We start from the raw sequence: 19530 nt of genomic DNA, 5'->3' as shown, positions 1-19530 counted from the left end.
TGGGCGCAGCGCGATTCTCAGGAAAGGGATCGAAGGCCACGGATCACTCGCATGATGGTGTCGGGGTCGGGGAATTCACTTTCCACAACATGGACCTCGAGGCAGCCGGCGGCGCGCAGGTCGGCGACGAGGATCCGGGTGACGCCGAAATGCAGGCGCAGCTTGGCCGAGATCTCCGCCACGGACAGCGGCTGCGCGCACAGCTGCACGATTGCTCGCTGCTCCGGCGAAAGCCGCGCCCCCCACGCCCGCGGATGCGTGCTGACCTGGGTTTCCAGCCCTATGTTGGGGTCCACGGCGGCGACCCGGCCCGAGGTGAGGACGAAGGGCCGCAACGACGTGGTCTGCTCCCCGGGCGGCGGCCGGTCGTCCGCCGGGGCCTGCTCGCGCAGGAAAGGCCGGATCCCGGGAACCGCCGGGCGATCCGGGTCCGGTCCGGTCATTGCTGGACGGCGTTCTTCAATTCAGCGATGAGGCGCGGGCTGAGCGCGCCGCCGGCCCGGGTGGCGAACAAGGTCATCTCGTACGCCAGCGTGCCCAGGTTGGCTGACCGGTCGGCGACCACGCCGAGCACCGAGCCGGCGCTGATCGCGGTCACCAGCAGGTAGCCGTCGGCCATGTCGATGATGACCCGGTTGAGGCTGCCGAGCTGGTACCAGCTCGCCGCGCCGCCGGCCAGGCTGGTCAGCCCCGAGACGACAGCGGCGAGCCGCTCGGCGTTGGGCCGGTCCTTGATCGCCGACATCGCCATCAGCAGGCCGTCGGAGGAGACCGCGATGGCCTCGACCACGCCCGCGGTGCCGGAGGTGAACGAGTCCAGCAGCCAGTTGAACGTCTTCGCCTCGGCGCTGAGCTGCGTGTCGGTGGAGTAGGGGGAAGTCATCGCGGTTGTCCCTCGGGTTGTGGCTGAGTTTCGTTAAGGGCTCGGGCTACGCCGTACTCGAACTGCTCCATCAACGCCCGGGCGGCGTCGGGATCGAGCGGGGCGGCCGGCTGGGCCGGGGCCGCCGGCCTCGGCTGGTCCAGGGGCAGGGTGGCGCCCGGCACCCGGCGGGTCAGCGGCGCCGGCCCGGGCTCGGCGTGCCTCGGCTGGGCACTGCCGGTCTGTTCGGCTTGCAGGACGCCGGCTTCGAACGCGTCGAACGCCTCCCGGGCGGCGATGGCGTCGTCCGGGGTGGGCACGCTGCTGAGCATCTTGGGCCCGGCCGCGGCGGGAAGCTGGCTGCCCGGGATGCGCCGGCGCAGCTCCGGCGACGTGCGTTGCTGCGGGATGACCGGCGCGGCGTCCAGCACCAGCGGGGCCGCGGGCAGTTCGGGTGGGCGTCCGGCCACCGGTACGGCCTCGTACACCGGAGTTGCCTCGTAGACCGGTGCCGCTTCGAGAGCCGGTCTGGTCTTGAGCGCGAAGGCATCCCACGAGCCGGCCACCTCCAGCGTCTGCGTCGCGCGGCCCAGCATGGTGGGGTCGAACGGCTGCGCGCTGCCGGGCACCGAGCGCACCGAGCCACCGGCGATCAGCGGGGCGAACTCGCTGTGCTGGCTGGGCACGGTGGCCTGGATCGGACCGGCGACGGCAGCCGTGTTCTGCCGGGGCACGAGATGGGTCGGTTGCAGGTCGACCCAGGCGGTGACGCCACCGTCCGGGGTGTCGGCCAGGGACACCTCGATGCCGTGCCGGCGGGCCAGGCGACCGACCACGAACAGGCCGAGCACCTCCGAGGGCGCGAGGTCGAGGCGCTCGCGGCGGGTCAGCCGTGCGTTCTCCTCGGCGAGGCGCTCGGGTGACAGGCCCAGACCGTGGTCCACGATCGCCAGCCGGGCGCCGCCGCGCAGCTCCGCGGCCGTGATCGTGACCCGGGTGTGCGGCGGGGAGAACGTGGTCGCGTTCTCCATCAGCTCGGCCAGCAGCAGCGTGAGGTCGGCCAGCACGGCGGGCACCAGCACAATCTCCTCGGGCACCTCCACGTCGACGCGGGTGTAGTCCTCGATCTCACCCAGGGCCAGCCGGACGACGTCGGACAGCGGCAGCGGCGCCATGTGATCGTTCGCACCGGCGCCACCGGAAAGCACCACGAGGGAGCTCGCGTTGCGCCGCAATCGGCTGGACATGTGGTCGAGGCGGTACAGCTCGCGCAGGCGGTCGCTGTCGGTCTCGCGGCGTTCCAGGTTGTCGATCAGGGCGAGCTGGCGGCCGACGAGGTTCTGGGTACGCCGCCCGACGTGGCCGAACATCTGGGCGACGTTGCGCCGGCCGAGCGCCTGACGTTCCACCAGCCGCACGGCCGTGGTCTGCACCCGGTCGAACGCGCGGGCCAGGTCGCCGATCTCGTCGCTGCCGGCCACGTCGACCGGGTCCAGGCGGATCGGGCGGGCATGTTCGACGTCGTCGTCGGCGACGCGCTGCAACTCGGCCTCGGCCTCGCGGGCCACCCGGTCGGCCGAGGAGGTGAGGCGCCGCAGCGGCCGGGCGACCGCGCGCGCCATCAGCAGTGACAGGCCGATAACCAGTACGAGCAGCAGCAGCGCGCCGGCGCCGACCAGGTAGGCGGTGCGCAGGGCGCTGTCGCGGTTCTTGGTCACCGCCGTGTCCACGTCCGAGGCGACGCGCTTCTCCACGAAGCCACCGAGGACGATAACCGAGCGCAGCGACGGGAACAGCGTCTTGATGTTGAGCAGCTTGATGGCCTTGGCCGGGTCGGTGGCCGCCTGGGTCAGGAACTGCGCGCCGACCCGGGCGCTGAAGGCCGACTGGGCGCTCAGGTAGAGCTTGTACTGGCTGTCGGTGAAGTACGGCTCCGCGTTCACGATGATCAGCTGCAGCTGGATCAGCGTGGCCGAGAACGCCCCGACCAGCCCGGTGTTCTTGGTGACCACGGCGCCGGTCAGGTAGCCGGACGCCTGGCTGATCAGGTCGTCACTGCGCAGCGACTGCTCCAGCGCGTAGATCTGGCGGCCCGCCGAGGTGGTCAGGTCCGCGTTGCGTGACAACGCGAGCCCGTCGATCACCGGGGTGATGGCCGCGGTGAACTCGGTGACGATCTGATCCGGCCGGATGGTTCGGTTGATCACGTTGGCGCGGGTACTGGACAGCCGCGAGAGGTCGCCGACCGCGCGGCGCAGAGCCGGGGTCAGCTCATCGCCGAGCGCGGTGACTCCGGCGACCTTGTCGCTCGCTTTGGCGCTCTGCACGGCCAGCTCGGGCTGCTGAATCAGGCCGAACAGGTAGCCAACGGACAACAGCCGCTCCTCCTGCAGCTCCTGCAGCGCCGACCCGACCTTGGTGGCCAGCTCGACGGTGTCGGAGGTGCGGCCCGCGTCGACCGAAACCCCGACCCGGTTGACCACGATCGGCACGGCCAGCGCGACCACCCCGATCAGCGGTACGAGCACCAGCAGCGTCAGCTTGCCGAGAATGCGCAACTTACCGAAGAGCACTGGATCGCTCCCGCCGTGTCGCCGGTACCTCACCGAACGCCGGCTCGGCCTCGGCCGCCCCGACGGTCATGTCGCGGACCGGGGCGGGGCCGGCCGGGCGCTTCTCCCGCCGCTTGCTGGGCAACCGCAGCAACAGGGCGGCCAGCACCAGCAGCACGGCGATCGCCGCGGCGGCAATCGCCTCGACGACCCGGGTGTCGAGGTCGTCGAGCCGCTTGTCGAGCAGGCGTCCCATCTCGCGGGTGGTGATGGTCGACAGGTTGGCCAGCGAGGTCTGCAGTTGGCTCTGGGCAATGGCCATGGTGGCGGCGTTCGGCGCACCACCGGGATTTGCGCCGCGGGTCAGCGACTCGACGCCGCGGCGGAACGAGTCCAGCCCGGCGACCAGGTCACCGCTCAGCGTGGCGCTGGTGGTGTCGTCCACTGCGGACTGCAAGTTGTCGGTCAGGTCCTCGACCGCATTGTTCACCTCGATGACCGAGGCGCCGAACTGCGGGGCGAGCTGGGCCTGCTGCTGGGCGTTGGCCGCGGCGACGAGCCGGCTCAGGTCGCCCATCCGGCTCACCTGCACGACCGCGCCGGGCAGGTCGACTGCGACAGCCTGCTGCAGGTGCGACAGGTCGTTGTCGGGGTCCTTGAACAGGTGTGACTTGTCCTGCACGGTTTCGTACAGGGCGAGGGTGAGGTCGGTTACCTCGACGTGGGCCTGAAAGACGGTCAGCGGGTCGCCGGTCTGCGTGGGCAACTGCTCGATCTTCTGCCGCAGGCCGGTCCACCGGTCGTGGGTGCCGAGCTCGACGCCCAGGCGCTGGTCGACCGCCGCGACCCCGTCGACAGCCGTACCCAGCGCCGGTGGGGCCTGGGCGACGCCGGACAGCGCCGAGGACTGGGTTTCCGCGAGCGCGCTGACCAGCGGGGTCAGCCCAACCAGGTATTCCACACCTTTGCGCTCAAGCTCCGTGCTGTCCCGCCGATCGGACACATCGCTCCAGACCCGGGCGAACAGCACCCCGACCGGCGCGAGAATCAGAAGCGTCATCGCGGCCGCGAGTACGGAGCGCATCCGAGTCCGCCGCTGATGCACCGAGTCTGCCATGTTTCCTCCACCAAACTCCCGCGATGAACCGCTTTGACGACTACAGTGTGTAATCGCGTGGGAGCGCTAACCGGGGACAATCTAGCGGAGAAAAAAGCGGTCGGACCCTCTCCCGGGTACAGAGTTGACTCGGCTGATCGGGGGATGGACCGCAAGGGTTGCCTGGTCGTAGGCGTGCCGGTGGATCAATCCATAGTAGACCGTGAATGAACCGCCGATGTTACTCAGCGTTAAACGGTAACTACACTTCCTCGGCGTCGCGGGCGATCCGGTCGAGCACCTTCTCGAGGGTGTCGCGGCTCTTGCCGAGTTGCTCCCCCGACCACCGCTCCTCCAGGCTCACCACGCTGCCGTCGTGCAGGCGCAGCTCGGCCCGGATCGGGGTGCGCTTGGTGATCGCGGCGCCGCGTAGCTCCTCGTACGGGATGAAGCGATTCTGCGCAGCCAGCCGCTCGACCGGCGCCGAACCCAGTAGCTGTTCCAACCGCTTGGCGCCCTTGTCCGTGCTTTTCGGCGCGGCCACGACAACGAACCCGCGATCCAGCATGAGCAGATCGGACTCGACGCCGTTGACCTTGACGTTGGCCATCGCGCCGATCACGTCCGCGCCCCGGGCGGTGGCCCGCTTCTCGATGACCGCTGCGGTCTCGACCCGTACCCCGGTCTCGGCCAGCCGAGCCCGGGCCTCGTCCAGCGTCTCGGGTGCGACGGCCAGTTTCGCGATGTCCTCCAGGTCGAGTTCCGCGCCCGCTGCGTCGATCAGGCGCACCGGCCCGCTCCACGACATCTGCCAGAACGCCACCCCGGAGCGGATCGCCGCCAGCGTGAGCAGCGTGTCCATCGGGCCGGCGAACTTGGCCGCCGCCTCCTTGCGTGTGGCATTGCTGAAGAACTCCTCGGCCAGCTCACCGAGGCGGCCCGCGGCGATCAGGTCGAACAGCGTGGCCAGGCCCGGGTCGGCCGTGCCGGTCAGCCGGCCCAGCGAGCGGAAGATGCGGTCCGAGGTGTGCTGCAGGCCCGCCGTGGTGGCCGCGGCGATGAACTGCGGCCAGGCCAGGACCTGCCGCGAGCCGGGTTCGATCACCTCGCGTTGCAAAGCGATCCCCGCGGCCCGCACCGAGCCGAGCAACGCCACCGCCGGGCGGCTGTCGATCGGGTGCTGCGGCTGCGGGGTCGCGCGCATGATCGCGATCCGCTCGGCGAGCGACGGGTGCGTGTCCCAGCGCGACGACTCGTTCTCCGGCTCGCGCTCCCGCAGCCCGGCCAGCTCGTCCTGGCGGGCGGCTACGAACTGCCCGAAGCCGCCGAACACGTCGTCCGGGGCGTATCCGGCTTCCCAGCCCGGCGCGACATAGCGGGCGAAGAAGAAGTCCCACGCCGCGTCGGCAACCGCCGAGTCCTTGAGCGCCGCGATGGCTGCGGCCGGTCCGGCGACGCGCACCGAGGCCTGGTCGGCGTCGCGTTCCTGGCGGCGCGAGGCAGCGTTGTCCACCAGCAGGTAGAGCCGGGCGTAGCCGCGGAACACCCAGCCCACCGGGTTGTACTTGCCGATCCGGCTGATCGTGTGCCCGATGGCGAGCCGGCCGCGATAGGCGACCGCGCCCAGGCTCGTGTGCTTGCCCGAGTAGTGACCCAGTTCGTGGGCGATGACCGCGCGCAACTGGTCGACAGTGAAGGACTGGACCAGCGGCAGTCCGAGGTAGAGCATCCGCCGCCCGCCGACCAGCCCGAGCATCTTGGCGTCCTCGCTGACCGCCGCGTTGACCTCGGGCACCAGCCGGATCTCGTCGGGCGTGCGGGTGCCGACCTCGGTGGCCAGCGTGTGCACGGTGGCCCACAGCTCGGGCGCGTCCCGCGGCGTGACGATCAGGCCGTGCAGCGGCTCGGAACGGGTGCGAATGGCCCGCCACAAACCGACGAAGGTGGCGCCCACCGCGACCAGCAAGGGCAATCCGAGTTTGATGCCGACCACCGCTGTGGTTTCGACGGTCACCCAGATCGCGAACGCCAGCACCGCGACAAGTTGAATCAGAGCAATGACATAGAAACCGAGCAGCATCAGCAGAGACGCGGCAGCGCGGAACATCGGCCTTTCCTTCCCCCGTATCGAGCGGTCGCAAGATACCGACCCCACTTACCGCGCGGCAACCCCTTACGATCCCTGCCCGTGTGGCCCTTCAAACGCGCAACCAAGACGGCGTCGCTCACCTTGGATCCCACTTTTGGTGACAAAGACGCACAAGCCCTTGTCTCGTACGTCCACAGCGGCGACTGGCCGGCCATCCGCGACATGTTCGCGGCCGCCGACACGGACCGGCGCTATTTTCTGCTCAGCGTCCTCGGCGACGGCCCGCAAAAGCCGCCGGCCTGGCTCGACCAATGGCTGACCGCCGAACCCGGCTCGGCGACCGCGCACCTCATCAAGGCCGTCTACCTCATCCAATGGGCGTGGGAAGCGCGCTCGGCCCACCAGGCCAAGTACGTCTCCGAGGAGCAGTTCGCCCTGTTCTTCCGTCGCCTCAAGCTGGCCGAGGACCTGCTCGACGACACCGTTGCCCGCGACCCGGACGAGCCGCTGGCCTGGTCCAACCTGCTGATCACGGCGATGGGCCGCCAGCTCGGGCTCGAGGAGGCGGAACGACGCTTCGAGCAGGCCATCGCGCACCACCGGTGGAACACCCCGGCGCATTACACGCTGCTGCAGCACCGATGCGAGAAATGGGGTGGTAGTAACGAATTGGCGTTGTCGTTCGCCCGTTCCACGGTTGCCGGGATGCCACCCGGGCACCGGCTCGGCGGGATGGTTCCGACCGCGCATTTCGAGAAGGCGCTGCAAGTCGGCGAGGGACTCGACTACCTGAGGAATCCGGAGGTCATAGCCGAAGTCGAAGCGGCCGCCGACAAGTCGATCCGGCACCCGGCATTTGACCGGCGACCCGGTTTCCAAGGCGTCGAAGGGTGGTTCGCCATGGTGTTTGCCAAAGCCGGGGCGTACCGGTCGGCGGCGGAGTGCTTCGAGCGGATCGGGGACCTGCCGGACGAGGGGCCGTGGTCGTACCTCGGGGATGCGGGAAGGGTTTATGTGCGAACGAGAAACGAGGTCCACCAGGCTGTTGGCCGCTAATGTGACCGGGTGACGTCCCGTGATCCCGTCGCCGACCTGCGGCGCATCGCCTTTCTGCTGGAACGGGCCAACGAGGCCACCTACCGGGTGAAGGCGTTCCGGTCGGCGGCGGCGACGGTGGCTGCCCTGCCTGCCGAGGAACTGACCCAGCGCGCGGCGGCGGGCACGCTGTCCGAGCTGAGCGGGGTTGGCGACGTGACCGCCCGCTGCGTTACCGAGTCGCTGGCCGGTGCGGAACCGGTCTACCTGCGCCGCCTCGAAACCACCGAGGGCACCGACCTCAGCGAGGCCGCGGCGGCTTTGCGCGAGGCGCTGCGCGGTGACTGCCACTCGCATTCGGACTGGTCCGACGGCGGCTCCCCGATCGAAGAGATGGCGCTGGCCGCCGTCGAAATCGGCCACGAATACCTGGTGCTCACCGACCACTCGCCGCGGCTGACCGTGGCCAACGGGCTCACCCCGGCGCGGCTGCGCAAACAACTCGACTACGTGGACCGGCTGAACGATGCGCTGCCCGAGGGCTTCCGGATCCTCACCGGGATCGAGGTGGACATCCTGGCCGACGGCCGCCTCGACCAGGAGGACGAGCTGCTCGAACGCCTCGACGTGGTGGTCGGCTCGGTGCACAGCGGCCTGCGCGACGAGGCACCGAAGATGACCCGCCGGATGCTGGCCGCGATCGAGAACCCGCACCTGGACATCCTCGGCCACATGACCGGCCGCAAAGTGTCCGCGGCGGGCGAAGGCGACAAGGCGCACCGCAAGGGCCGGACCCGCCCGCCGAGCACGTTCGACCTGGAGAAGGTCGTCGCCGCGTGCGTCGAGCACGGCAAGGCCATCGAGATCAACTCGCGCCCGGACCGGCTGGATCCACCCAAACGCATGCTGACCGTCGCCGTGGAAGCCGGTTGCCTGTTCAGCATCGACACCGACGCCCATGCCCCGGGACAACTCGATTGGCAGCGGTTCGGCTGCGAAAGAGCTGCGCTGTGCGGCGTACCGGTGGAAAAGGTGGTTAATTCTTGGCCCTTGGAGCGTCTGCTGGAGTGGACCAAGGGGCGTTAGGGTCAGTGGGTGGGACAGATTGATGACCTCGCCAACCGATACGTCGCCGAGTGGGCTCCGCTCAACCCGACCGGGGCGACCTTCATCGGGGAGCCGGGATACGACGACCAGCTCGACGACCTCTCCCCGGAAGGTTTCGAGGCCCAGGCCGAACTGGCCCGGCGCACGGTAGCCGGCCTTGACGTGATCGAGCCCGAGTCCGAGGCCGAGCACGTCGCCAAGGACGCCATGCTGGAACGGCTCGGGCTCGACCTGACCCGCTATGAGGCCGGCGACATCGCCAGCGAGATCAACGTGATCTCCAGCGCGGTGCACGGCTTGCGGATGGCCTTCGACCTGATGCCGGTACAGGGCGAGCAGGCGCTGGCCAACATCGCGGCTCGGCTGGGCGGTTTCCCCCGCGCGCTGGAGCAGTACAAGCGGACGCTGCTGGACCAGGCCGCGAAAGGCAATGTCAGCGCCCGCAACCAGATGCTCGAAGTAGCGGCGCAATGCGAGGCGTGGACCGATCCCGCCCGCGACAACTTCTTCAACAACCTCGCCGGCAACCTTGATGCCTCCGGCGCCCTGCAGGCAACGCTGACCCGCAACGCGGCGGCGGCCACGGCTGCAACAGCGGACTTCGGTCAGTTTCTGCGCACCGAGCTGGCGCCGTACGGCCGGGAGAAGGAAGCGGCCGGACCGGAACGCTACGCCCGCGCCTCGCAGTATTTCCTCGGCGCCCGCATCGACCAGGAGGAAACCTACGCCTGGGGCTTCGCCGAACTGGCCCGCCTAGAGGCCGAAATGCGCAAGGTAGCTGCCGAAATCGCCGGCCCCGGCGCCACAGTGGACCAGGCGGTCGAAGCGCTGGCCGCCGACCCGGCCCGCCGCATCCCCGGCAAGGAAGCCTTCCGCGACTGGATGCAGGCCACCGCCGACAAGGCCATCTCGGAACTCAACGGAACCCACTTCGACATCCCTCCGGCCGTCCGGACGGTGGAGGCCTGCCTGGCCCCCACCAGCGACGGCGGCATCTACTACACCTCCCCGAGCGAGGACTTCAGCCGCCCCGGCCGCATGTGGTGGGCGGTCCCGGAAAACCAAACGGAATTCTCCACCTGGCGCGAGACCTCCACGGTCTATCACGAAGGCGCCCCCGGCCATCACCTGCAAATCGGTCAGACGATCTACCGCGCCGACACCCTCAACCGCTGGCAGCGCCTGCTCTGCTGGTGCTCAGGCCATGGCGAAGGCTGGGCCCTGTACGCCGAACGCCTGATGGACGACCTGGGGTACCTGGCCGATCCGGGCGACCGCCTCGGCATGCTCGACGGCCAGGCCTTGCGAGCCACCCGGGTGATCGTGGACATCGGCATGCACCTGGAACTCGAAATTCCCCGCGACAACCCGTTCGGCTTTCACCCGGGATCGCGGTGGACGCCCGAGTTGGGCTGGGAGTTCCTGCGCCAGCACTGCCGGATGCAGCAGGACGTGCTGCGCTTCGAGTGGAAGCGGTACCTGGGGTGGCCGGGGCAGGCGCCTTCGTACAAGGTGGGGGAGCGGATCTGGTTGCAGGCTCGCGAGGATGCTCGGGCTCGCAAGGGGGCGGAGTTTGACTTGAAGGCGTTCCATCGGGCGGCTTTGGATCTGGGGTCTTTGGGGTTGGATCCGCTGCGGAAGGCGTTGGAGCGGCTCTGAGTGGTATGGGCTTACGCTCCGGACATGGCATGAGCAACTCTTGAGCGACCAAAAGGCTCCAGGACGTGAGCCGGGGCGTGGTCGCTCAGGCGGCTGATGGGTGACTCGCCATCAACTGCGGCGGCCGGGCTGGCCAGGTGGGCGTGCGTGGGGCGGTCCGGCAGGAGTACCAGGCCGTGGGGCATGGCCTAGTTGGCCAGGCGGCGGCGGTTGGCGATCAGTTCGCGGAGGCGGGCGCCGCGGAGGCGGTGGGGCTGGGCGAGGTCCCGGGCCGCCTTGGCGTCGGCAAGGGCGGCCAGGAGTTCGAGCCTGCGGCGGCGACGCTCGGGGTCGAGTCGCTGCGGTACCAGAGCCATGAGGCCGAGACTGCCTACGCCGTCGAGATTCGTCAAGGGTGAGTGCGGTGCGCCACCACATGAGTACCCGATGTTGTTAACAGAGCTGGTCAGAGCCGGGCATTCACCACAGCGGCCAGTCGTTGGTGGTGATCCATCGGGCGCCGGTGAGGCCCATGGCGATGGACAAACCGATGCTGCTGACGATGGCCACGCCCACGGCCACGCCACGGTCGCCGAACAGGGCCAGAAAAGTCGCCACCACCCACGCCGAAACGGCCGCCCCTACGGTCCACCACGTGTACGTCAGCAGGTTGCGGCCGAGCGCCCCGAACAGCACGAACCACACGACAGTGGCGCCGACCCCAGCCATCAGGGGACCCGCGGCGATGCGGTGCGGCTCCCGATAAACCGGCCGCGGCGGCAACCCACCTCCCGCCGCATAAGAGCCACCAGCGGGCGGCGGGCCGCCGGCCAGGGGAGCGCCGGCGGGAGGAGGGCCGGCAGCCGGGTAGGAGGACCAGCTCATGCCTTCACCCTATCCGGGGTCGCCCGATCTGCGCCGGTGGACGAGTTCTGTCAGGATGGCGCGGTGGCTTCACTGCGTACCCTCTCGGTTGTGACCGTCGCTGCTCTTTCCCTCGCTGCTTGCGGCCGGCCGGGCGACAGCAGCTCGGCCACCCCGGCCCCGCAGTTCGTGGAGCCCCCCGCGACCTCAGCGGCAGCCGCTCCCGACGCCCCGGAGCCGACGACCGGTGAAAGCGCGGCACCTGAGACCGCGAGCCCAACGCCGACGCAGAGCCCGGCCAAGGCCACCACCGTGAAATACGTGTTCCCGGTCAAGGCGTCGAACGTTGACTACCACCCGACCCACAGCAAATACCCGGCAACCGACATCTTTGCCGACTGCGGGGAGCCGGCCGTGGCCACGACCAGCGGCGTCGTGCTCGAGGTGAGCCGCAAGGACGAGTACGTCAAGGGTCAGCCCGACGGTCCGCTCAACGGTGGCCTGTCGGTGTCGATCCTCGGCGACGACGGGGTGCGCTACTACGGCTCGCACCTCAGCAAGGTGCTGTCGAGCATCAAGGCCGGGGTGCGGGTCGAAGCCGGTCAGCAGGTCGGCAAGGTCGGCCACACCGGCAACGCCAACGGGGTGTGCCACCTGCACTACGGGATCTCGCCGCCGTGCGCGAAGACCGGGGACTGGAAGGTACGCCGCGGCGTGATCTGGCCGGCGACGTACCTCACCTCGTGGCGTAAGGGTGGCAGCAAGAGCCCGGTCAAGACCGTGCAGTCCTGGGCCAAGTCGCACAACTGCAAGGCGTAGGGCGTCACCTGAACTGGGCGAACCGCTTCTGCGACGAGCCGTTGACGATGGTGAACGCGCCGCCCGCGGCGAAGACTCCGGCGCCGCTGGCCATGGTCAGTACCCCTTCGATGCCGTTGGCGTTTGCCTTCCAGCTCTTGAGGTGACCGTCGTTGGCGGCGAGCGCGGCCAGCTTGATCCGGTCGTCCTGGCCGTCGAGGCAAACCCCCTGCGCCCCGGTACGAGCAGTGCGGCACGCGTTGTCGAAGTGCCCGCCCACGTAAACGGTGTCGCCGAGCGTGGTGACTGCCTGCGCGTCGCCGTCGAAGGTGGCCGTCCACTTCTTGGCGCCGGAGAGGCTGTACGCGTTGGCGGTGCCGCCCTGCCCGCCGTTGGCCGTGTACACGCTGTCGGAGGTGACAGCGATGGAGAAGGCGATGACCGCGGGCTTGGGTTTGAACCCGGTGAGGATTTTGCCGGAGGCCGGGTCCAGGGCGACCAGGCGGTCGTACCCACTCGTGCTGTTGACCTTGTGGAATTTGCCGCCGGCGTAGACGCGGCCGTCGCCGATGGCCAGCGCCTCGACCTGGTCGTCGGCGGTCGGCTTCCAGGTGGCGTCGAGCGTGCCGGTGGTCAGGTCGAACGCCGCGAGCTTGGTGCGGGCCTGTCCGTTGATCTTGGACAGGGTGCCGCCGACATAGAGCCGCCCGTTGGCCGCGGCGACCGCATACGGTTTGCCGTCCACGGTGTGCTTGAACGTGCTGGACAAGGTGCCGCTGGTGGCGTCGACCCGGGCCAGGCTGTCGCGCGAGGATCCGTTGATCTTGGTGAAGTCGCCGGCCAGGTAGACCGAGGTGCCACTCACCGCCAGCGCCTTGACGCGCTTGTTGGCCGTCGGGGCCCAGGGCAGCAGCTCCCCGGTGGTGGCGTTGACGGCGGCGAGCCGGGTGCGCGCGATGCTCTTACCCCTGACCACGGCCGAGGTGAAGTCGCCGCCGATGTAAATCGTGCTGCCCGAGTAGACCACGGTCAGTACCGTCCCGTTGAAGCCCGGCACGGAATCCGAGGATTCCGCGGGCGCCGCTTGGGCGGGAGTGGCCACGAGGAGCAGCATCCCCAGCACAACGATGAGTGGTTTGCGAATTTTGCCCGTGAGCGTCACGTTCCGACCATAACCACAGCGCAACGCCGCGGGTAAGGCATAACGCCACCTGATCACGCGGACGAGAAACGATGTGCGACAGTCACCGCGTGAACGTCGCGGTCATCGGTCTCGGTCTCATCGGCGGCTCGCTGCTGCGCGCCCTGCACGCCCACGGACATCAGGTAATCGGTTATGACCTGGACCCGGAAACCCGGCATGCCGCGCGTGCCTACCCCACTGCGGAAACCATTCCGGCCGCGATCCAAGACGCCGAAACAACGGTCTTGGCCGTCCCCCTTCCAGCCCTTCATCCGGTACGAACACAGCTCGCCGATTACGATGGTCTGCTGACCGACGTAACGTCGGTAAAGGGCCCGGTTGCCAAGCTTTTCGAGGGCCGGCGTTTCGTTGGCGGGCACCCGATGGCCGGCAAGGAATCGTCCAGCTTCGCCGCCTCCGAGTCCACTCTTTTCGACGGGTGTGCCTGGGTTCTCTGTCTGGAACCGGGGACCACGTCGCTGCCGGATTGGGTGACGCTGGCCCGGCTCTACACGTCGATAGGCGCGCGGGTCGTGCCGGCAACAGCCGACGAACACGACAAGGCAGTCGCGCGGATCAGTCACGTCCCGCACCTGCTTGCCGCGGCTCTGAGCAACCTCTTGGAAGGACATCCACTGGCCGGCACGCTGGCTGCGGGTTCCTTTCGCGACGGTACGCGGGTAGCTGCGACCCGAGCCGAACTGGTGGCGGCCATGTGCGGTGGAAACGCGGCTGCCGTGCAGTCGGCGCTGGCCGGGGTGCTTGCTGACCTGGGTGCCTGGGATCGAGCGTTGGATGCTGACGATCCGGTTGCTGCTCTTACTCCGCTGCTGCGCCGGGCTGGGGAGCTGCGGCGCGGGTGGCCGGGGGCTGTGGACGTACCTGTGGAGATTGCTCTTGATGGGGATTCTCTGCTGGCGCTCGGGCGGGCCGGGGGGTGGATCACCCGGGTGGAGGAGTCGGCCTTCGGATTGCGGCCGGGATCTGACCGCAATCCTGCCTAGCCTGCGAAGTGACGTCGAGCACCTCAAAGGAGAAGGCCATGCCAGCACAGGTCGGCGCCATCAGCAACGAACGCGAAGGACTCCTGGCCTACCTCGCGCAAATGCGATACGTCCTCAGGCTGACCGCCTACGGCCTGACCCCGGAACACTTACGGGCGGCCTCAACCCGCAGCCCCCTGACAGTGGGCGGCCTGATCAAGCATTGCGCCTCAACCGAAGAAAGCTGGATCAAGACCATTCTGGGCGAGCCACAGCCGCTGGACTACCAGAAGTACGCCACCAGTTTCCGGCTGGCCGACGGCGAGACCCTCGACGAGGTGTTCGCCAATTACGACGGCGTAGCGGCGCGTACGGAAAAGGTAATCGGCGAAATCGCTGACCTGAACCAGGAAGTACCGGTCGACCATTCCCTGCCGTGGAACCCGAAGGATCTGAACGCCTGGTCGGTGCGCTGGGTGCTGCTCCACCTGATCCAGGAAACGGCCCGGCACGCAGGACACGCCGACATCATCCGCGAGTCGGTGGACGGGGGAACGGCGTACCCACTGCTGGCCGCGGCCGAGGGCTGGCCGGAAACGGAATGGCTCAAACCCTGGAAGCCGGCCTCGGCCTGACGTCCTGATCCGCAGCCGGCTCGCCAACGGCGGCTCCCGGACTCGGGGGGAATGCGAACCGCCCGGCAGCGAAACTGCCGGGCGGTTCGGTGGCGGTGGTGAAGGGATTTGAACCCTTGGAGGGCGTAAACCCTCACACGCTTTCGAGGCGTGCTCCTTAGGCCGCTCGGACACACCACCGCGAAGTAGATTACCCGACCGTTGGACCCCTCTGCATTCGGGTTACCCCGAACCGTGAAAGGCGAGGTCCCGGGCGCTGCGGGCCCGTCGCCTGGCAGGATCACAGGAATGAGTGTGCACATCGGCGCGCAGCCGGGCGACATTGCTGAGCGGGTTCTTCTTCCCGGGGATCCGATGCGGGCGAAGTGGATCGCTGAGACGTTTCTGACCGACCCGGTCTGCTACACCGAGGTCCGCGGCATGCTGGGATTCACCGGTACGTGGCAGGGTGAGCGGGTTTCCGTGCAGGGTTCGGGCATGGGGATGCCGTCCGCCTCCATCTACACCCATGAGCTCATCAACGAGTACGGCGTGACGTCGGTCATCCGGATCGGCTCGTGCGGGGCGCTCGCTGAGGATCTGCACCTCGGTGATGTGGTGGCGGCCATCGGGTCGGCCACCGATTCCAACATGAACCGGGTGCGGTTCGACGGGCTCATCGACTACGCGCCGGTGGCCGATTTCGGGCTGCTGCGCACGGCCGCCGAGGTTGCCGAGCGCCGCAACGTACCCCTGCGGGTGGGTCCTATTCTCGCCGCTGACGCCTTCTACACCGACCGGCCGGACCTGTACGACGCGCTCGCCGACTACGGGGTGCTCGCAGTGGAGATGGAGTCCGCCGCCATCTACACGATCGCGGCCCGCTACAAGGCCAAGGCGCTGACCGTTCTGACCGTCAGCGACCACATCAAGCGCGGCGAGAAAATGGATTCGGCGCAGCGCGAGAAGGGCTTCTCCGACATGGTGCAGATCGGCCTCGACACGGCTATCGCTTGAAGAAGCCCCGGAGCAGGGCAGCGCATTCGTCTTCGAGGACACCGGAATACACCTCTGGGCGGTGGTTCAGGCGCCGGTCCCGGACCACGTCCCAGAGGGAACCCACCGCGCCGGTTTTGGGCTCCCACGCCCCGAAAACAAGCGTGGAAACGCGCGCCAGCACGAGCGCGCCGGCGCACATCGTGCACGGTTCGAGGGTCACTGCCAGGGTGCAGCCCTCCAGCCGCCAACTGCCCGTGACCTGCGCGGCCCGGCGCAACGCCAGCACCTCGGCGTGCGCGGTCGGGTCAGCCCCGGCTTCGCGTTCGTTGCCGGCGGTGGCCAGCTCAGCGCCGGACGGGTCGAGGATGACCGCGCCGACGGGTACGTCCTCGGCCGAGGTGGTGGCCACGGACAGCGCCCGTCGCATCCACGCCTCGTGCTGAGGACGCGCCCTCACGCGTCGCGCAGCTCTTCCAACTCATCGCCGCAGCCCAGCTTCTGGCAGATCTCCGCGGTGACGTCGGAGGGCAGCATGCCCTCGAGCCCGCAGAGCGTCAGCAGCCGGTGCGAGCTGATGCCGAGATCGTTGAGGATCTCCACATCGCCCACCGGGTCGGCGTCGGGGTCGGCGGCGGGCCGCTCCTCGTCGTCATCGGCCGGCGGCGGGCTGAGCTCGTCCAGTTCCAGCGTCGGCGTCTCCACGTCGGAGAGCAGCAGCGAGCCGAGCCGCGACTCGTCGGCGAACGCCGAGTCGGAGCCGAACACCCGCAGGTCCTCGCCCTCGTCCAGGCGCAGGATGACCAGATACTGATCGTCTGCCTCGACGAAGAGCAGTGACAGCTCGGCGTCGGGCTCGGCATCACGCAGCCGGTCTACGACCTCGTCGATGTCGGCAAGCCCGGTGAGCTCCAGCTCGGACGCCGTCCAGCCGTTCTTGCCCCGAGCGACGGCGGCAGCGAAAGTCGACACGAATCCCCCCACGAACATCTGTTCTCAGCGGGAACGGTAGCCGCTGCATCGTCCCGCGCGAAGCGCCACGCCCCGAAGGAGACAAAGTCAGGCGCGCACGGCGGCGCGAAGCCAGCCCGGCGCCGGGTTCACGTGCGGCTCGCCGTTCAGGACGACTGTGGGCACGGTCTCATTTCCGCCAGCCACCTCGCGTACCGCGGCCGCGCCGGCCGGGTCCTTCCAGATGTCGACCCAGTGCAGCCGCCGGCCCCGCAAGAACAGCACCATTCGCATCCGCAGACAGAACGGGCACCCCGGACGCCAATAGACGATGCCCTTGCCGTCCCGCGCGCTGCGGCGCTGCGCCTCGGCCGCGCTCAGCGAGCGGGGAAACACCAGCGGTGACGACAGCACGGCGAGCACTAGGACGACCGATCCGGCCCAAGGGCCCGAAATCACCATCGTCAGTACACCGAGGAGCAGGCAGATCAGGGAGACAAGCCAACGTCGTGCCATGGTTTTGAGGGTACGAGCCCAGGGCATCACCGGCGACTGGTGATCACCGTCGTCTCTCTCCTGGTGCTCGTCGGCGTGCTGGGGTTCGCCGTCGCACGTCCCCGTGGGCTGCCCGAGGCCGTGGCCGCAGTGCCCGCGGCGCTGATCGTGGTGCTGACCGGCCTGGTGCCGTGGCGCGCCGCGGTGCACGAACTCGTCGAACTCGGACCCACCGTGGCGTTCCTGGCGGCGGTGCTGCTGCTCGCCTTTCTCGCCGATGAGGCAGGAGTTTTCCGGTACGCCGGGACGACCGCCGCGCGCTGGAGCCGAGGCTCACCCCGGCGGCTGCTGGGCATCGTGTTCGCGATCGCCTCGGTGGTGACCGCCGCGTTGAGCCTGGACGCCACCGTCGTGCTCCTGACGCCTGTGGTTTTCGCCACAGCCTCTACTTTGGGGGTACGGCCAAAACCCCACGTCTATGCCTGCAACCACCTCGCCAACTCAGCGTCGTTGTTGTTACCGGTCTCCAACTTGACGAATCTGCTGGCCATGTCGGCGGCCGGTCTGTCGTTCCTGTCATTCGCCGGTTTGATGGCATTGCCGTGGCTGACCGTTATCGCCGTCGAGTTCCTGATCCTGCGCCGATTCTTCGCCGACGATCTGTCCACGCCCGCTCAGGTGCCGGAGCTTTCCGAGGAACGGGCGCCACGATTCGCGCTGATCGTGCTCGGTTTGACGCTGGCCGGGTTCGCCGTTGCCGGGCCGGTGGGGGTGCATCCGGCGTGGATCGCTCTGGCTGGTGCGACTGCTTTGGCCGTACGGCAGAAAAAGCCGGTGGGAACGCTCGTACGCAAGGCAAATCTCGGATTTTGTCTTTTCGTCCTGGCCCTTGGCGTGGTGGTGCTGTCGGTCAGCCGCGGTGGGTTCGGCACACTCGTTGCTCGGGTGGCTCCAGGGCATGCCGATCTGCTCGGTTTGTTGGTGATGGCCGGGCTGGCTGCGGTGCTGGCGAACGTGCTCAACAACCTGCCCGCGACCCTGATGCTGTTGCCGCTGGCGAGCCATTCCCCGGGCCTGGTGCTGGCCGTTCTGCTCGGGGCGAACATCGGCCCCAACCTGACCTATGTGGGTTCGCTGGCGACGTTGCTGTGGCGGCGGATTCTGCATGGGCGCGGCCAGCCGCCGGTGACCGGGGAATTCCTGCGTCTGGGCGCGCTGACCGTTCCGGCCTGCCTGATCGTGGGGGTGGCGTCGTTGTGGCTCAGTCTGCGAGTGTCGGGATTATGAGCATTCTGGTGTGGCTTTCCGAAGGCACCTGGGAGGCGTGTGTCGATGCGGCCAAGGAGCTGGCCGGCGACGTGACACTGGTGCACGTCGTCGATGTCGGAACGGAGGCCGCGCTGAGCGGTTCGGCTGGTTTACTGGGCCGGGTTGCGGGCGCGGATCCGGCCGAATTGCTGGCCGGGGCGGATCGGCAATTGCTGGACTCGGCCGAGAAAAGGCTCGGTCGAACGGCTCGCAAAATCACTTTGCGTGGTCGCCCGGAACGAGAAGTCGTAGCGGCGTGCGCCGATGCCGATGTGCTGGTCCTGGCCCGCGACGGCAATCGCCGCCGGCTCGGCCCACGCAGCCTGGGCCACCGTACGCGCTTCGTTATTGATCACGCTCCGTGCCGAATTTTCTTGGTGTGGCCTGGCTCACCACCCCCACTCACGTCACTGCCATGATCAAATACGCAGGCCAGATGACGGGTACGTGTCGGCGCCGTTTCAGCATCCGGACTTTTGGGGCGCGACCTGCATTGACTACGGAGAGTGCCAGTTAAGAAGCTGCCCTAATATGTCGCCATGACGCAAGTCATGCGGCAGAAAACCACCGGATCGGACAACCCGGTTGAACCTACCGTCGAGAAACTTTCACAGATCGGCCTCCCGCTGAAGCTTTGATGTCTGTCATAAAGTCGACGTGTGAGAGTTGAGCAGCACTGGTGGAATGGTGACGTCCGGATCGCACGCCGTGACGTCTACGTCCGCACCGACGGCGATGTCTGGGAGGTCGAGGCCCAGATGGGTGGCCCCCAAGGCAAGTCCAAGGTGCAGCAGTGTCCAGGTAAGGCGTCAGCGCTGATCCTGGCCGACGCGTGGCGCGGCCCACGCTGGCGGTGGCGTCAGATCTGACGCCAGGAGCCGGGCTGTGCCGAACGCATCCTCTCCAGGCCAGCCAAATGTTGTGAATCGGGCCGGCCCCCCTCGGGGTCCGGCCCGACT

21 protein-coding genes and 1 tRNA gene are annotated in these 19530 nt (G+C 68.4%); 10 read left to right on the top strand and 12 right to left on the bottom strand.

Features of this window, described 5'->3' with window-relative positions; translation table 11 throughout:
* Window positions 1–17: 17 nt before the first annotated feature.
* From TFC3_RS31755 to TFC3_RS31735, 5 genes are all read right to left on the bottom strand, one after another.
* Entirely contained in the window at window positions 18–443 is a 426-nt protein-coding gene (locus TFC3_RS31755; protein ID WP_067509314.1) for a DUF742 domain-containing protein, read from the bottom strand.
* Window positions 440–883 (bottom strand): roadblock/LC7 domain-containing protein, encoded by a 444-nt coding sequence (locus TFC3_RS31750; RefSeq protein WP_067509312.1) that lies wholly within the window; start codon window positions 881–883, stop codon window positions 440–442. Before TFC3_RS31750 ends, TFC3_RS31755 begins: the two co-directional genes overlap by 4 nt.
* Window positions 880–3435 (bottom strand): sensor histidine kinase, encoded by a 2556-nt coding sequence (locus TFC3_RS31745; protein ID WP_067509310.1) that lies wholly within the window; start codon window positions 3433–3435, stop codon window positions 880–882. Before TFC3_RS31745 ends, TFC3_RS31750 begins: the two co-directional genes overlap by 4 nt.
* Window positions 3422–4474 carry a hypothetical protein gene (locus tag TFC3_RS31740; RefSeq protein WP_067509933.1) on the bottom strand — a complete coding sequence of 351 codons (1053 nt, stop codon included), beginning with the start codon at window positions 4472–4474 and terminating at the stop codon, window positions 3422–3424. The genes TFC3_RS31745 and TFC3_RS31740 overlap by 14 nt, the downstream gene beginning before the upstream one ends.
* A 298-nt stretch (window positions 4475–4772) precedes the next feature.
* Complete coding sequence (locus TFC3_RS31735; protein ID WP_067509307.1) at window positions 4773–6617, bottom strand: M48 family metallopeptidase; 1845 nt, start codon at window positions 6615–6617, stop codon at window positions 4773–4775.
* An 81-nt stretch (window positions 6618–6698) separates the two neighbouring features.
* On the opposite strand from TFC3_RS31735, the gene TFC3_RS31730 reads away from it, so the two are divergent.
* From TFC3_RS31730 to TFC3_RS31720, 3 genes are read left to right on the top strand one after another with little or no spacing between them, the layout of a single operon-like run.
* Entirely contained in the window at window positions 6699–7655 is a 957-nt protein-coding gene (locus tag TFC3_RS31730) for a DUF4034 domain-containing protein (protein ID WP_067509305.1), read from the top strand.
* Window positions 7656–7664: 9 nt separating this feature from the next.
* Complete coding sequence (locus tag TFC3_RS31725) at window positions 7665–8720, top strand: PHP domain-containing protein (protein WP_067509303.1); 1056 nt, start codon at window positions 7665–7667, stop codon at window positions 8718–8720.
* A gap of 9 nt (window positions 8721–8729) precedes the next feature.
* The gene (locus TFC3_RS31720; protein ID WP_067509301.1) at window positions 8730–10400 is read left to right on the top strand and encodes a DUF885 domain-containing protein; all 1671 of its coding nucleotides are present in this window, start codon (window positions 8730–8732) and stop codon (window positions 10398–10400) included.
* Window positions 10401–10588: 188 nt separating this feature from the next.
* On the opposite strand, the gene TFC3_RS38640 is transcribed toward TFC3_RS31720, so the two are convergent.
* Window positions 10589–10756 carry a hypothetical protein gene (locus TFC3_RS38640; protein WP_173745418.1) on the bottom strand — a complete coding sequence of 56 codons (168 nt, stop codon included), beginning with the start codon at window positions 10754–10756 and terminating at the stop codon, window positions 10589–10591.
* A 103-nt stretch (window positions 10757–10859) separates the two neighbouring features.
* Complete coding sequence (locus TFC3_RS31710; protein WP_236718569.1) at window positions 10860–11264, bottom strand: hypothetical protein; 405 nt, start codon at window positions 11262–11264, stop codon at window positions 10860–10862.
* Between the two features lie 63 nt (window positions 11265–11327).
* On the opposite strand from TFC3_RS31710, the gene TFC3_RS31705 reads away from it, so the two are divergent.
* On the top strand, window positions 11328–12062 hold the full coding sequence (locus TFC3_RS31705) for a M23 family metallopeptidase (RefSeq protein WP_067509297.1): 735 nt from the start codon (window positions 11328–11330) through the stop codon (window positions 12060–12062).
* 4 nt (window positions 12063–12066) lie between these two features.
* On the opposite strand, the gene TFC3_RS31700 is transcribed toward TFC3_RS31705, so the two are convergent.
* On the bottom strand, window positions 12067–13203 hold the full coding sequence (locus tag TFC3_RS31700) for a PQQ-like beta-propeller repeat protein (protein WP_236718567.1): 1137 nt from the start codon (window positions 13201–13203) through the stop codon (window positions 12067–12069).
* Window positions 13204–13292: 89 nt separating this feature from the next.
* Here TFC3_RS31700 and TFC3_RS31695 point away from each other — a divergent pair, with 89 nt between their 5' ends.
* Window positions 13293–14228 (top strand): prephenate dehydrogenase/arogenate dehydrogenase family protein, encoded by a 936-nt coding sequence (locus TFC3_RS31695; protein WP_067509928.1) that lies wholly within the window; start codon window positions 13293–13295, stop codon window positions 14226–14228.
* A 38-nt stretch (window positions 14229–14266) separates the two neighbouring features.
* On the top strand, window positions 14267–14842 hold the full coding sequence (locus TFC3_RS31690; protein ID WP_067509295.1) for a DinB family protein: 576 nt from the start codon (window positions 14267–14269) through the stop codon (window positions 14840–14842).
* Window positions 14843–14932: 90 nt separating this feature from the next.
* On the opposite strand, the gene TFC3_RS31685 is transcribed toward TFC3_RS31690, so the two are convergent.
* Window positions 14933–15022: transfer RNA gene (locus TFC3_RS31685), tRNA-Ser, on the bottom strand.
* A 108-nt stretch (window positions 15023–15130) separates the two neighbouring features.
* Here TFC3_RS31685 and deoD point away from each other — a divergent pair.
* Entirely contained in the window at window positions 15131–15838 is a 708-nt protein-coding gene (gene deoD, locus TFC3_RS31680; protein ID WP_067509293.1) for a purine-nucleoside phosphorylase, read from the top strand.
* On the opposite strand, the gene tadA is transcribed toward deoD, so the two are convergent.
* The 3 genes from tadA to TFC3_RS31665 form a co-directional block, all read right to left on the bottom strand.
* Complete coding sequence (tadA, locus tag TFC3_RS31675) at window positions 15828–16277, bottom strand: tRNA adenosine(34) deaminase TadA (protein WP_255363812.1); 450 nt, start codon at window positions 16275–16277, stop codon at window positions 15828–15830. The two genes, deoD and tadA, sit on opposite strands and share 11 nt — an antisense overlap.
* Entirely contained in the window at window positions 16274–16789 is a 516-nt protein-coding gene (locus tag TFC3_RS31670; protein WP_067509926.1) for a tRNA adenosine deaminase-associated protein, read from the bottom strand. Before TFC3_RS31670 ends, tadA begins: the two co-directional genes overlap by 4 nt.
* Window positions 16790–16876: 87 nt before the next feature.
* A complete protein-coding gene (locus TFC3_RS31665; RefSeq protein ID WP_067509290.1) occupies window positions 16877–17284 on the bottom strand; it encodes a glutaredoxin domain-containing protein in 408 nt (135 codons plus the stop codon).
* A 39-nt stretch (window positions 17285–17323) separates the two neighbouring features.
* Between TFC3_RS31665 and TFC3_RS31660 the strand changes: the two genes are divergently transcribed.
* The 3 genes from TFC3_RS31660 to TFC3_RS31650 all read left to right on the top strand — a co-directional run bounded on the left by TFC3_RS31660 (window position 17324) and on the right by TFC3_RS31650 (window position 19440).
* Entirely contained in the window at window positions 17324–18550 is a 1227-nt protein-coding gene (locus TFC3_RS31660) for an SLC13 family permease (RefSeq protein WP_067509288.1), read from the top strand.
* Window positions 18547–18990, top strand: a complete 444-nt coding sequence (locus TFC3_RS36485; RefSeq protein WP_082772640.1) for a universal stress protein — start codon at window positions 18547–18549, stop codon at window positions 18988–18990. Before TFC3_RS31660 ends, TFC3_RS36485 begins: the two co-directional genes overlap by 4 nt.
* Before the next feature lie 240 nt (window positions 18991–19230).
* Complete coding sequence (locus TFC3_RS31650; RefSeq protein ID WP_067509284.1) at window positions 19231–19440, top strand: hypothetical protein; 210 nt, start codon at window positions 19231–19233, stop codon at window positions 19438–19440.
* The last annotated feature ends 90 nt before the right edge of the window (window positions 19441–19530 follow it).

The sequence above is a fragment of the Actinoplanes sp. TFC3 genome (assembly GCF_001553785.1).
Taxonomy (GTDB): Bacteria; Actinomycetota; Actinomycetes; order Mycobacteriales; family Micromonosporaceae; genus Actinoplanes.
The sequence above is the reverse complement of the archived record's forward strand: the minus strand, read 5'-3'. Positions and strand labels throughout refer to the sequence as shown.

Bases quoted from the DNA above. Each gene is read 5' to 3' on its own strand.
- TFC3_RS31755 (WP_067509314.1), bottom strand. From the start codon at position 443: ATGACCGGACCGGACCCGGATCGCCCGGCGGTTCCCGGGATCCGGCCT.
- TFC3_RS31750 (WP_067509312.1), bottom strand. From the start codon at position 883: ATGACTTCCCCCTACTCCACCGACACGCAGCTCAGCGCCGAGGCGAAG.
- TFC3_RS31740 (WP_067509933.1), bottom strand. From the start codon at position 4,474: ATGACGCTTCTGATTCTCGCGCCGGTCGGGGTGCTGTTCGCCCGGGTC.
- TFC3_RS31735 (WP_067509307.1), bottom strand. From the start codon at position 6,617: ATGTTCCGCGCTGCCGCGTCTCTGCTGATGCTGCTCGGTTTCTATGTC.
- TFC3_RS38640 (WP_173745418.1), bottom strand. From the start codon at position 10,756: ATGGCTCTGGTACCGCAGCGACTCGACCCCGAGCGTCGCCGCCGCAGG.
- TFC3_RS31710 (WP_236718569.1), bottom strand. From the start codon at position 11,264: ATGAGCTGGTCCTCCTACCCGGCTGCCGGCCCTCCTCCCGCCGGCGCT.
- TFC3_RS31690 (WP_067509295.1), top strand. From the start codon at position 14,267: ATGCCAGCACAGGTCGGCGCCATCAGCAACGAACGCGAAGGACTCCTG.
- deoD (WP_067509293.1), top strand. From the start codon at position 15,131: ATGAGTGTGCACATCGGCGCGCAGCCGGGCGACATTGCTGAGCGGGTT.
- TFC3_RS31665 (WP_067509290.1), bottom strand. From the start codon at position 17,284: ATGGCACGACGTTGGCTTGTCTCCCTGATCTGCCTGCTCCTCGGTGTA.
- TFC3_RS36485 (WP_082772640.1), top strand. From the start codon at position 18,547: ATGAGCATTCTGGTGTGGCTTTCCGAAGGCACCTGGGAGGCGTGTGTC.